The sequence below is a fragment of the Nocardia goodfellowii genome (assembly GCF_017875645.1).
Classification (GTDB): domain Bacteria; phylum Actinomycetota; class Actinomycetes; order Mycobacteriales; family Mycobacteriaceae; genus Nocardia; species Nocardia goodfellowii.
Genome location: NZ_JAGGMR010000001.1, coordinates 6,340,090 through 6,352,208, shown reverse-complemented (window position 1 = coordinate 6,352,208; position 12,119 = coordinate 6,340,090). Strand labels below are relative to the sequence as shown.

Here is a 12,119-nt window from a genome sequence, read left to right as displayed (position 1 = left end):
AATTCTCTAACAGTGTTAGAGGTACGCCGAATGCTGTTAGTCTGTCAAGTGATCGGAGGTGAACGGTGAAGCTCGACAGTGAAGCCATCGCGACCGCGGCACTGGGCTTGCTCGACGAGGTCGGCCTGGACGGACTGACCATGCGCAAGGTCGCGACCGCGCTCGACGTGCAGGCGCCCACGCTCTACTGGCACGTCAAGAACAAACGAGAACTGCTCGACGCGATGGCGCGCGTCGTATTCGTCTCCGCCGTAGCGGATTTGGAGGCGCCGCGGCACGGCGTCGGCTGGCAGGACTGGCTGGCCGACATCGCAGGGCGCCTGCGGGCGGCCATGCTGCGCTATCGGGACGGAGCGAAACTCCTCGCCGGCACCTATGTCGCCGACAGCGCCATGTGGCGGACCGTGGAGCTGGCGCTACGCACGCTCGAGGACGCCGGATTCTCCTTCCAGCAAGCCGCCCGGGTGTTCCCGCTGCTTCTGCACTACACAACGGGATTCGTGATCGAGGAGCAGGCCCGCACCGGTGCCGAATACGCCGACAACCCGTATCGGCCGGAGCTGATCGGCCGGCTCGTGGACGGCGAGCGCTATCCCCGCGCCGCACGCATGGTCACCGATCTAGTCGTCGACGACGTGGACATGGAATTCCGGGACGGGATCCGCGTCATCCTCGCGGGGGTCGAAGCGACCCGCACCGCACCCGAGCGCACCTGACTCCGCCGGGCAGGACCGAATGAATTGCCTGACCTGACGCTCACCTTGCGCACGCGGCTTCGGAAATTATCTGTGGCCGTTGATCGGGCTATCGATCTTGTGGTTCCGCGAAATTCGACCGGTCCGCGTCCCAAATCCGATCAACACGAGTAGCCAACTACTCGTGTTGGAAGTACGTGCGCGGCGGATCATTTTATGAGTGGGCGTGAAACGTCCGTAGCCGCCGCACCGAACTAACTGTTCGCCAAAGGGCGGCGCACAGTAGCGGCGGGTCGATATCTTTCGGCAAACCCGACATACAGGACCACTTGGGAGTGATCATGTTTTTGCTTCGTTCCGATTCTTCGACGTTCAGAGGCCTGCGCACGGGCACCAGACCTCGTATACGCTCGACACGACTACGATCCCCGACCGCGGTTACCACGTCTTGGCGGACGCTTGCTGTTTGCGCAGCATTGGCCATCGGCCTCCCGGCTCTGGCCGCACCTGCTCAAGCGGCTCCCCGAACCGTGACCGCGAACGCCGCATACCGGATCATGGATCACGAGACATGGCCGGAGAAAAACGAAGTCTGCAAGGGTGAATTCAAACCCCGCACCCGTTCCATCGAAGTCGGCTCCACGCAGCGCCCCTCGTTCTGGATAAAGTGCGGCGGAGAGATCAGAGTCGAATTCCACTACGCCCTCACTCAACGACCGGACGGACTCATCGCAGTCACCGAAGGTCTAGTCGAACTATACGAGGGCGCAACTACGAACACGGACGAGTTGGGCGGGAGTAGCGCGTTCGAGCATAAGCTCATCTGGCCAGGCCAATCAGTTTCCTGGCAAATTCATGTGCAGAATTGGCGCGACGGCGAGCCTGACGACAAAGCCGATGTGACGTTCACGGTACGCAACTGGTAAAGCGAGCTATCCAGGCGATACCGACAGACAAGGGCTTGACCGTGCACGGATACAACACTGCGCCTCGGTACCGCACGCTGAAGGTGCCCAACGATGGATGAGGCACGGCTTCAGGGGGATCCGGCGGCGCGCCTGTCCGCCCTTACCGCGCTCTACGCGGCGGCGATGCAGCGCGACAGCGCGGTGCAGGCCGGGGTGGTGGCCGTGTACACCATCGTCTTCGCCTTCACCGGCGTCATGATCACCGCGATCGCCAACCATCCCCTGACGTTCCAGGGTTTCCGAGTGGCTCTCGTGCCGCTACCGATCTGGGTGCTCGTGACCTTGGCCGTGGTGATGAGCAAAGCGGCGACCCTGAATCAGCACCGGCTGGAGCATCTTCAGTCCCGGCTGGACGCGATCGCGGGCGTCGATCGCCTCGCGTTCGGCACCATCGGTGGCCGCGGGGCGTGGGGTCTGGTCGGCGCCGGAGTGCTGGTGGTGCTCACGCCGTGCGTGCTCCTGCCCGGGCTGACGATCTACTGCCTCGTGCGCGCGGCCGCGGCCGGCTGGGGCTGGCTGCCCTGGGCCGTGCTGTACACGGTTTTCGCCGTCGTCCTGTGGTCCGCGGCCCTCGCCGGTCGCTCTCGTCCGCCGGACCCGCAGCCCGCGATGAAGACCCGGCCACGGCCGGGTGCCAAGCATCGCTGAGTCCGGAAACGGCTTTTCCCCGGCTGGAAGCTCGAATTTCGGTGCGCGTCGAACGTCGACCCGCACCGGAATCCATTGTCTAGCACATCTATTGACTCATGATCGCCAGGCATGCCGACAAAGCGGAGAGCTCGCTCCTCGGCAGCAGCGGACGCTACGCCGGCGGTCCGAGGCGGCCCGTAAGCGGTAATGGCGGGGGCCGCAAAGGTCCAAAGCTTCCGGTGGCCACACGGTCCGGGGCGGGCTCTGCCCAGGAGGCGCGTTGGGTGTAGCGCGTCCTCATCCAGCCAGCGGGCGGCAACGGAGAATGAACCGAACCGACGGGTCTTGCCGAACGAGGACGCGCATCGGAAGTGGCTTCGCTCGTTGGCTGGACGCCTTGCCATGAGTACACCGCACCAATAGGAGGAGTTGGAGAATGGCTGAACCCCAGTCCATCTCGGTATATCGCAAGCACGCCGCGGCTCTGGTTCTCGTCGTCGGGGTGCTGGGTTTTTCTGCCGCGACAGCGGTCGACTCGGTCGCTCATGCAGCCCCGCCGACGGGAGCATGCAAAAAGGGCGGCAGCGCTATAGACGGACGGTCGATCTATATGTGCGACTCTGGCACGGGCGAATGGAAGCTCGTCCGGACTTGCCCAGAGGGCAGGCACCCCACTCCGTTCAAGAGCGGCTGGACTTGCAGGCCGGATTGAGCCGCGCACACTTCAGGGCGCGGTGAGACGGAGGTAGTCAGGACGCTGTCGTGGGTGGGTGATCTGGCGAGGACCGGATCATCCACTGCCGCGACATAATCGGCATGTGCGGTCACTGACGGCGGTCGAGAGTCAGTCGGCCCGTTCCCACGCCGGGGTAGTCGCGGATTTGATCCACCAAAGGCTGCGTGATGCTTGCCGGGCACGATCGAGGAAATCGATCGAGAGACATGACCTAGTGCCCCGCCGCGCACGCCCGCTGCTGCCTGCTGTCACCCTCCGGCCCTAAGCTACTGCGGCACAACTGGTTCGAAGACTGTAGGAGAATTTGTCCGAGCACTCCCGCCAGCAGCGGTCACCGCTGCCCTGCTCTGCGGAGTACGCGCTGATTTCCACAGCTGTGCTGCTCGCCCCGGACGAGAACTGGGCATCACACCTGGTCCAGGTAGTCACTGACGCACTGAACGACCCAGATGAGTTCAAACGGCGACATCGCAACTGGCTTGACGAACGTCCCTGCACTCCGGTCGAACTCGCACGTGAAGCGCTCATCGTCTCACTGGGGGGAGGTATGTGGGGCATGGAGGCATACCTGGCCCTGTGCGATCACAGCGATGGCGCCGTCGACATCTCCGAACGGTTGAATCGCGTGTCTCGCAACTGGAAGATGTCGTTGGACTTGGATCCCACGAGCCTCGGATTCACTCAACCCGATCAGCTTGACGGTGAGACCTATCTGCGCGAAGTGGCCGGGCAGTGCCGTGCGATGGGCCTGGACTTGTTTCGCTTGCGACGAGGTGACAGTTACGAATTGGGCTTCGTGCGAACAGGCCGCTGCGGTCTGCTGCTGGCCGACGCGGCCGCCGCCGGCTTCACCTACGAGGCGGACCGTATTTTCGAGATCGTAGAACCCCGGTAAGTTGCTCGCACGTCGGCAATACCGGATGTGCGCACGCTGGTAGCTCGGTCGACCCGGGAATCTGTACGACGGTTCAACGCCTGGGTAGAGCGCTACGGGACGCGGAATCTTTCAAAGCAGGCAGTACCCGCCATCGATAACCGTTCACAGAGTTCGACGCAGCCGCAACGCAATTCGCTTGGCTCGACGCTCGCCACACGGCGTTCGTGTTACCGATTCGGCGAAAGTCCCCTGGCAGCATCACACCTTCAACCCCTCAGTGCACAGTCCGAACGGTGCGATGGCCCGAGCACTTCGCTAGCCCCGTTCGCGCGACTCCGGCCCGGCTGGCCGCCCAACCCTACGACGATGTCATCCGCATCGATGAATGCAATGATCTGCACCTGTTCGTCGGCAGCGAAGTACTTGCTCGTCGTGCAGGCGTTCGCTGCCGCAGCACCAGCTGATTCCCTCGCGACTCGCTCATCGGCATGTGCAATGTGTTGAGCCGCGGCAGATCCCCTCCGTCAGCCGACTCCTCAGCGGCAATATCGCGCTCACGAGTCCGGGACTGTCGGAGTGGCACTGCAGAATCTTTGCCATGAGTTACGACCTGGAGATTTGGGAGGGTGAGCAGCCCTGCTGTGCTACCAACCTTCGCAAAACACTCGACGCAATGAGCGACGCCAGCGAACAACGCTATCTGCGGGGCGAGGCGAGCGAGCTGCCGAGCCCGAAGATCAAAGACTTTGTTGAGGCCCTCCTACGGCGATGGCCGGACTGCGGGGAGGACGCCAGCCCCTGGTCCAGTGCAGGCACCGGTCACGCAGAGGGCTCTTCGCTGCACATCAATATTCAGTGGGGCAGACAAGATGAGGTGTCCACCTTCGTGGCTGGACTGGCGAAGGTCCATGGCCTCAACTGCTACGACCCTCAGCAAAACCGCTTGCGGCCGTAGGGGACATCACGCTGCCCTACGCCGCACGAATACGCAGAGTTCGGGGTACTGGCGGTTGCCCGATTTCGCGCATGGCAGCGGTCCCGCTGTGCTTATGTTGTCGCGCAACGGCATCGGGTACGCCAATGCCTGCGGCGGAAGGTCAGGCAATGCGCAAACGAATCACTATCGAGTTCGACGAAGAGCTCACACCGGAGATGTACGGGGATTTCATCAGCGCGATCTGGATGTCCGCACGCGCGTTCAGCAGCAGCCGTGACCTGAACTTCCATGTTCGCCATGACGGAGATAGCTCGCTGAGCCATGAACTCAACGAGCAATGGGACAGCTACAGAGATCAAGCGCAGTGGTAACCGTAGCTTCCGCCGCAAGCCAATACGTCCTCTACCTGCACCGAAGAGGGAATATTTCCCCGACACCAGCGACAGCACCCGGTACTACCGCTGGGCCCGAGAGGGCGACGGGAAGCTGGTTCGCTACGACTACCAATGCGGGCCGGGCACCTACTACAACCCCGAAACCGCCAGCTGTGTCGTGCCGGGGGCACCACCCCCACGGCGTGGCCGCACAACTGGCTGCGGGATCTGGCGGGGTAGGCGCGAATCGCTGGTCCCGGCGCTGCTCGTCGCCTACAGTGAGTTCAGCTGTCCGGGAGGGGCATTCCAGGAGGCCTCGTGTTCATCGCCACCGTTGTCGTTTCAATTCTTCTCGCCGCGTTCCTGAGTGTGTCGGCGACGTTCAAGGTCACGCGTAATCCGCAGGTCGTGGCGTCCATGACGAAGGCCGGGGTGCCGGACAGCTGGCTCAATCCGCTGGCGGCGGTGCTGCTGGCCGGGGCCGTCGGGCTGGTGGCCGGGCTGTGGTGGGCGCCGATCGGGGTGGCCGCTGCGGTGGGGCTCGTCCTCTACTTCGTCGCCGCGTGCGGGTTCCACATCAAGGACAAGGACTGGAAGAACCTGCCTACGCCGGTCGTGGTGCTGCTCCTCGCGGTGGCGGCCCTGGTGTTGCGCCTGCTGACCATGTGACGTCTCGGTGTCGACTGAGATCGGGTCGATGCCGCGTGGCGGCCCGCGGGCGTCGCGGCTGAATCGGCTGTTCCAGACCGAACGGCTGGAGTACACCGATCGCCGTGATGTTCCGGAAGCACTGCGGCAGCAGGTCATCACGGCGCTGGATCGGGGCGGCGCGCGGCTCGGTATCCATTCCAGGAGTGCGGGATTGGCGCTGCGCCTGGTCGCGGGTATCGATCAGCCGCGAATCCTGGAGATCGGGGCGGGGCACGGGCGTGTCTCCGAGCAGATTCTCCGGCGCCATCCCGGGGCGTGGCTCACCGTGACCGATCTCGACCCCGCCTCGGTAGACCGGATCGCGGCCGGACCTCTCGGTCGCGAGGCACGCGTGCGTGCCGAGGTGGTCGACGCGACCGCGATCGACGCTCCGGATGACAGCTATGACCTGGTCGTTTTCGTCGACGGCTTTCACCACCTGCCACCGGAGCCCGCCGCCCGGGCCATTGCCGAGGCGACCCGGGTCGGCGCCAGGTTCCTTGTCGTCGACGCGCAGCGCCCGCCGACGGCCGTGCTGCTGCTGGGATTTCCGCTGGTGCTGCTGATGATGGTGACCGTCGCCGCGTGTTTCGCGCCGGTGCGGGCCATCCACGCGGTCGTGCACGACGCGGTCATCAGCTTGCTGCGCTCCTACAGCCGATCGGCCTTCCGTGCCCTCGGTCAGGCCGCCGACACGGATATATCCGTCGAATTCCCGGAAGGCGAAACGCTTTTCGGTTTTCTGCTGCCTGTTGTCTACGGGCGCGCCGGCTGAGTCAACTTCCACGCACGGGTGGGGCTCGAGCACGTCTGTGCCCGGCTCAGTTCCGCTCGAGCCGAGGTTGACTCCGGCTGGAGCCGCCGTCGTCAGGATTGCCTGATCGACCGCGAGGAAGGCCAAGCATGACGCGCAACTCCGCACTGCAATCCGATATTTCTCGTCTCAAAGAGGTGGCCTGGGGCCTGGTTTCGACGGCAGCGCTGGTGGCGGCCGTCGACCTGGGGGTGGCCGGCGCACTGGAGGCCGGGCCCCGTTCGGCGACCGTTCTCGCCAAGGAACTCGACGCCGATCCCGTCGCGCTGGCGCAGTTGCTGAACGCGCTGGTTACCCGCGGGGTGTTCGACCGCGATGCGGATGGCTTCTACCGCAACAACTCCCAGTCGAGACTGCTGCGCGAGGACGACCCCAACAGTGTCACCTATCTGGTGCGCTGGATCGGGCATCCGATCTTCTGGCGGCTGTGGCCGCATCTGCTCGGCGCCGTGCGGGAGGGCAAAGCCCAGTCCGCGGCGGTGCTCGGCAGCGATTTCTTCGACTACATCCACACGCGCGAGCCCGAGGCGGTGTCGGTGTTCACCGCGGCGATGACCCAGGCGAGCAATCACACCGCGGATGCGGTGGTCGAGGCGCTGGGGTTGTCCGGCACGGAGACGGTGGCCGATATCGGTGGCGGACAGGGTCGGCTGCTGCGCGCCGTCCTGGCGGCCAATCCGGGGGTGCGGGGGTATCTGCTGGATTTGGAAGGCGTTGTCGCCCAGGCCCTTCCGGAACTGCAAGCCGGTGGTGCGCTGGCCGAGCGGGTGACGGTGCTCGCGGGGGACTGCCGCGAGGATATTCCGATCCGGGCCGATGTCTACTTGCTGAAGAACATCCTGGAATGGGACGACGAGAGCACGCTGCGCACCCTCGGGAACGTGCGGCGCAACGCCCGGCCCGGGGCGCGCGTCCTGGTGGTGGAGACGCTCACCGACCACACGCCCGAGCCGGCCGTCACCTCCGCGCTGGACCTTCTGCTGATGCTCAATGTCGGTGGGCGGAAACATGATTCGCGCCATGTGGCGGGCCTGTTCGAACGGGCGGGCATCACTTTCGACCGTGTCCGCCAGACGGGCACCTTCCTCGCCCTGGTCGCGGGCACCGTCTCGGAAGGCGTTCGCTGACATGGGCATTCGACTGGACGATCGGGTGGCGCTGGTCACCGGCGCCGCCTCCGGCATCGGCGCGGCGGCGGCCGTGGAACTCGCCACCGCCGGCGCGCGGGTGGTCCTGGCCGACGTGCAGGACTGCGCGGAGGTCGAACGAATGGTGAAAGACGCGGGCGGCGAGGCGATCACGGTGCACGCCGATGTATCGCGCGCCGCCGACGCACAGGCCATGGTGGAGTGCGCGGTGAGCCACTTCGGACGACTGGACTGCGCGTTCAACAACGCGGGCGTGGAAGGCATGGCCGAACGCGAGATCCATCAGGCCGACGAACAGGCCTGGGACGACGCGCTCGCGGTCAACCTCAAGGGCGTCTGGCTGAGCATGAAGTACGAGATCCCGGCCCTGCTGGCGGCCGGCGGCGGGGCGATCGTGAACGGGGCCTCGGTCGCCGCGCTGGTCGCCTTCGACAAGAACGGCTCCTACGTCGCCAGCAAGCACGCGGTGCTCGGCCTGACCAAGACCGCGGCGCTGGAGTACGCCGAACAGGGCATCCGGGTCAACGCCGTCTGTCCCGGCGTCGTGCGGACACCGTTCCTGGAGCGTTTCACCGGCGGGGTGCCCGAGGTCGAGGCCCGCTACACGGCGATCGTGCCGATGGCCCGGATGGCGGCGCCGGCGGAGATCGCGAAGGCGGTGCTGTGGCTGCTCTCGCCGGAGTCCTCCTATGTGACCGGTCACCCGCTGGTGGTCGACGGCGGCCTGGTGGCTCGGTAGGAGGCCGGCGTGCGACGGAGAGTGGTGATCACCGGTATGGGGGTGATGGCGCCGGGTGGTGTCGGGGTGGGGGAGTTCTGGAAACTGCTCGGTGACGGGCGCACCGCGACCCGGCGGATCTCGCTGTTCGATCCGGCTCCTTTCCGTTCCCAGGTGGCCGCCGAAATCGATTTCAGCCCAGGCGAACACGGCATCGGCGCGGTCGACGCGGCCCGCCTCGACCGGGCCACCCAGCTGGCGCTCGCGGCGGTCGGCGAGGCGCTCGGATCCGGATTTTCGTTCGACCGGTACCGCACCGGCGTCACGATCGGCACGGCGGTGGGCGCGACGATGGGCCTGGAGCGGGAATACCGAGTGGTCAGCGCGCAGGGCCGGGATTGGCTGGTCGATCATCGGCTGGCGGCCGGGCACCTCTACGACTACTTCGTCCCCAGCTCCATCGCGGCGGAGGTCGCCCGCCGGGTGGGCGCGCGGGGGCCGGTCGCGGTGGTGTCGACCGGCTGCACCTCCGGTATCGACGCGGTCGCGCACGCGGCCGAACTCATCCGGGAGGGCACGGCGGAGGTGATGATCGCCGGCGCGACCGACGCGCCGATCTCCCCGATCACCTCGGCCTGCTTCGACGCCATCAAGGCCACGACCCAGTGCAACGACGATCCGGAGCACGCCTCGCGGCCCTTCGATCGGACCCGCGACGGTTTCGTGCTCGGCGAAGGTGCCGCCGCCTTCGTCCTGGAGGAGTACGGCGTCGCCAGGGCGCGCGGTGCCGACATCCTCGCCGAGATCGTCGGTTACGGATCGCGCTGCAACGCTTTCCATATGACCGGCTTGCGCCCGGACGGGACGGAGATGGCGGCGGCGATCCGGGCGGCGCTGGACCAAGCGCGGGTCGCCACCCAGGACGTCGACTACATCAGCGCCCACGGGTCCGGCACCAAGCAGAACGACCTGCACGAAACCAACGCGGTCAAGCGGGTTTTCGGTGCGCGGGCCGGTGCGGTTCCCATGAGCTCGATCAAGTCGATGATCGGCCATTCGCTGGGCGCGATCGGATCGCTGGAGATCGCGGCGTGTGTGCTGGCCATCGGCGACAACGTGATCCCGCCGACCGCGAATCTGCACGAGCCCGACCCCGCCTGCGATCTCGACTACGTGCCGCTCACCGCGCGGGAGTGGCGTACTGACGTGGTGCTGACCGTCGGCAGCGGGTTCGGCGGGTTCCAGTCGGCGATGGTGCTCGCCGGGCCGGGTGCGGGACTGTGAGCGCGCCGGTCGTGGTCACCGGGCTCGGTATCGTCGCCCCGAACGGACTCGGAACCGAGCGATTTTGGTCGGCGACCCTGGCCGGAGCCAATGGAATTCGACGGGTGCGCCGGTTCGAGGCCGGGCGGTATCCGGCGCAGCTGGCCGGTGAGGTCGTCGATTATGTTGCCGAGGAACATCTTTCGGGCCGACTGCTACCGCAGACCGATCACATGACCCGGCTCGCCTTGAGCGCGGCCGACTGGGCGTTCGACGAGGCCGGGATCGGTCCGGCGGTCGGCGACGGCTTCGACGGCGGCGTGGTCACCGCGAGTTCGGCGGGCGGATTCGAGTTCGGTCAGCGCGAGCTCCAGAACCTCTGGAGCAAGGGCAGCCCGTATGTCAGTGCCTACCAGTCGTTCGCGTGGTTCTACGCGGTCAACACCGGGCAGATATCGATCCGGCGCGGCCTGCGCGGACCGGGCGGGGTGCTGGTCGCCGAGGACGCGGGCGGTCTGGAGGCGGTCGCGCAGGGCCGTCGCCTGGTGGCCCGGGGCACGCCGGTCGTCGTGTGCGGGGGCGTGGACGGCATTGTCTGCCCGTGGGGGTGGGCCGGTCATCTCGCCCGCGGACAGCTCAGCGAATCCCGCGACCCGCGCAGCGCCTACCTGCCCTTCGACACCCGAGCCGGCGGTTACGTGCCGGGGGAGGGTGGGGCGCTGCTGGTCCTCGAGGACGCCGACCATGCGGCCGCGCGTGGTGTGCGGCGCTGCTATGGCGAGATCGCCGGGTACGGAGCGACTTTCGATCCGCGCGCCGAAAGCCCGGACGGTTTGCGCCGGGCGATCGAAACGGCCCTCGCGACAGCGGATTCGGGCACGGCGGACATCGACGTCGTCTTCGCCGACGCGGCGGCGCAGGCACCGCTCGACGCCGCCGAAGCCGGGGCGATCCGCGAAACCTTCGGCCCCCGAGGGATTCCGGTCACGGCGCCGAAAACCCTGATCGGCCGTCTCGGCGCGGGCGGCGCCGCGCTCGATGTGGCAACAGCGCTGTTGTCGTTGCGGGACAACGTCGTTCCGCCCACCCCGCATGTGACGCCCGCCCCGGAGCACGACATCGATCTGGTGGTCGGCGCGGCCCGGCCACTGCCGCTGCGGGCGGCGCTGATCCTGGCTCGCGGCCATGGCGGATTCAACTCCGCGATGGTGGTGCGCCGCACAACCCACTGCTAGAACAGGAGTAAACCCCATGGGACTCAGTGAACTAATCGCGATACTGCGCCGCTGCGCCGGTGTCGATGATCAGGTGGTGCTCGACGACACCATCATCGACACCGACTTCGACGCCCTCGGCTACGACTCGATCGCACTGCTCGAGGTGACCTCGGATCTCGAGCGCACCTACAGCATCAAACTCGGCGACGACGCCATCGCAGCGACCAGCACGCCGCGCGAAGTGCTGAGCCTGGTCGCCGATCACCGAGGTGAGCGGTAATGCCCGGCGACTGGGCGGGATTGCTGGCGGGCTCGGAACTGATCGATATCTCCAGCGATATCGGCAACCACGCCGAGGGCCCGTTCGGCACCCGCATCGACGCGCTCGAGCCCGAGCCGGGCGCCGCGTTCTTCTGCGAGAACGTGCTGCCCAAGATCGCGGCGCACGCGGTGGGCCGGCTGCGAGCGGCGGACTTTCCCGACGGCGCCTTCCTCCGGCACGAAATGGTGCACGCCTCGGTGCACGCCGGCTCGCACATCGACGCGCCGGGGCACTACGGTCCCGCCGCAGACGGCGTGCAGCGTGAAATCAACAGTGCGCCACTACGTTCCTTCCTCGGGCCCGGTCTGCTGTTCGACGTTGCGGCAGTACAGACCTCGGTGATCACGCGCACCGAGATCGTGCTGCCCGAGGGCACCCGCCCCGGCACCATCGTGCTGATCCGCACCGGCGGTGACAAAGCGATCGCGGCGGAGGTCATCGAATACCTGCTCGACGCGGGCATCGACGTGATCGGCACGGACGGAGCCAGTTTCGACGGCCCCTTCGAGCCGATGATCGAACGCTTCCTGGCCGACGGCGATCGGGAATCCCTCTGGCCCGCACACGTTCTCGGCCGCCGACGTCCTTACTACCAAATCGAGCGCCTGGCCAATCTGGACAAGCTCCCGGCCGCCGGTTTCTTCGTCATCGCCCTACCCGTTCTGATCGCGGGCGCCACGGCGGCGTGGACCCGCGCGATCGCGGTCCTCTGAACCCCGAGGGGGAACAC

The 12,119-nt window shown here is 66.5% G+C and carries 15 protein-coding genes; all 15 read left to right on the top strand.

The features are described 5' to 3' along the window. The first annotated feature begins 65 nt into the window (after window positions 1–65). The 15 genes from BJ987_RS29380 to BJ987_RS29310 all read left to right on the top strand — a co-directional run bounded on the left by BJ987_RS29380 (window position 66) and on the right by BJ987_RS29310 (window position 12,102). The gene (locus tag BJ987_RS29380) at window positions 66–716 is read left to right on the top strand and encodes a TetR/AcrR family transcriptional regulator C-terminal domain-containing protein (RefSeq protein WP_209896259.1); all 651 of its coding nucleotides are present in this window, start codon (window positions 66–68) and stop codon (window positions 714–716) included. Window positions 717–1,225: 509 nt separating this feature from the next. Further along, complete coding sequence (locus BJ987_RS29375) at window positions 1,226–1,621, top strand: hypothetical protein (protein ID WP_209896257.1); 396 nt, start codon at window positions 1,226–1,228, stop codon at window positions 1,619–1,621. Window positions 1,622–1,714: 93 nt separating this feature from the next. Beyond that, window positions 1,715–2,311: a hypothetical protein gene (locus tag BJ987_RS29370; RefSeq protein ID WP_209896255.1), complete on the top strand. Its 597-nt coding sequence runs from the start codon at window positions 1,715–1,717 to the stop codon at window positions 2,309–2,311. 1,022 nt (window positions 2,312–3,333) lie between these two features. Continuing rightward, window positions 3,334–3,924: a DUF6630 family protein gene (locus BJ987_RS29365; protein ID WP_209896253.1), complete on the top strand. Its 591-nt coding sequence runs from the start codon at window positions 3,334–3,336 to the stop codon at window positions 3,922–3,924. A gap of 580 nt (window positions 3,925–4,504) precedes the next feature. Further along, on the top strand, window positions 4,505–4,861 hold the full coding sequence (locus BJ987_RS29360; RefSeq protein WP_209896251.1) for a hypothetical protein: 357 nt from the start codon (window positions 4,505–4,507) through the stop codon (window positions 4,859–4,861). Between the two features lie 125 nt (window positions 4,862–4,986). Next, the gene (locus BJ987_RS29355; RefSeq protein WP_209896249.1) at window positions 4,987–5,214 is read left to right on the top strand and encodes a hypothetical protein; all 228 of its coding nucleotides are present in this window, start codon (window positions 4,987–4,989) and stop codon (window positions 5,212–5,214) included. Beyond that, window positions 5,165–5,584: a chitin binding peritrophin-A domain-containing protein gene (locus BJ987_RS38285; protein WP_209896247.1), complete on the top strand. Its 420-nt coding sequence runs from the start codon at window positions 5,165–5,167 to the stop codon at window positions 5,582–5,584. Before BJ987_RS29355 ends, BJ987_RS38285 begins: the two co-directional genes overlap by 50 nt. Then, window positions 5,536–5,886: a DoxX family protein gene (locus BJ987_RS29345; protein WP_209896244.1), complete on the top strand. Its 351-nt coding sequence runs from the start codon at window positions 5,536–5,538 to the stop codon at window positions 5,884–5,886. The genes BJ987_RS38285 and BJ987_RS29345 overlap by 49 nt, the downstream gene beginning before the upstream one ends. A 28-nt stretch (window positions 5,887–5,914) precedes the next feature. Continuing rightward, the gene (locus tag BJ987_RS29340; protein ID WP_209899278.1) at window positions 5,915–6,682 is read left to right on the top strand and encodes a class I SAM-dependent methyltransferase; all 768 of its coding nucleotides are present in this window, start codon (window positions 5,915–5,917) and stop codon (window positions 6,680–6,682) included. Window positions 6,683–6,810: 128 nt separating this feature from the next. Then, the gene (locus BJ987_RS29335) at window positions 6,811–7,848 is read left to right on the top strand and encodes a methyltransferase (RefSeq protein ID WP_209896242.1); all 1,038 of its coding nucleotides are present in this window, start codon (window positions 6,811–6,813) and stop codon (window positions 7,846–7,848) included. Between the two features lies 1 nt (window position 7,849). Beyond that, complete coding sequence (locus tag BJ987_RS29330; RefSeq protein WP_209896240.1) at window positions 7,850–8,608, top strand: glucose 1-dehydrogenase; 759 nt, start codon at window positions 7,850–7,852, stop codon at window positions 8,606–8,608. 9 nt (window positions 8,609–8,617) lie between these two features. Next, window positions 8,618–9,871 (top strand): beta-ketoacyl-[acyl-carrier-protein] synthase family protein, encoded by a 1,254-nt coding sequence (locus tag BJ987_RS29325; protein ID WP_307869793.1) that lies wholly within the window; start codon window positions 8,618–8,620, stop codon window positions 9,869–9,871. Then, window positions 9,868–11,085, top strand: a complete 1,218-nt coding sequence (locus BJ987_RS38115; RefSeq protein WP_209896238.1) for a ketosynthase chain-length factor — start codon at window positions 9,868–9,870, stop codon at window positions 11,083–11,085. The genes BJ987_RS29325 and BJ987_RS38115 overlap by 4 nt, the downstream gene beginning before the upstream one ends. A 16-nt stretch (window positions 11,086–11,101) precedes the next feature. After that, window positions 11,102–11,347, top strand: coding sequence for an acyl carrier protein (locus BJ987_RS29315; protein WP_209896237.1), 246 nt, complete (start codon window positions 11,102–11,104; stop codon window positions 11,345–11,347). Continuing rightward, the gene (locus BJ987_RS29310; protein ID WP_209896235.1) at window positions 11,347–12,102 is read left to right on the top strand and encodes a cyclase family protein; all 756 of its coding nucleotides are present in this window, start codon (window positions 11,347–11,349) and stop codon (window positions 12,100–12,102) included. The genes BJ987_RS29315 and BJ987_RS29310 overlap by 1 nt, the downstream gene beginning before the upstream one ends. The last annotated feature ends 17 nt before the right edge of the window (window positions 12,103–12,119 follow it).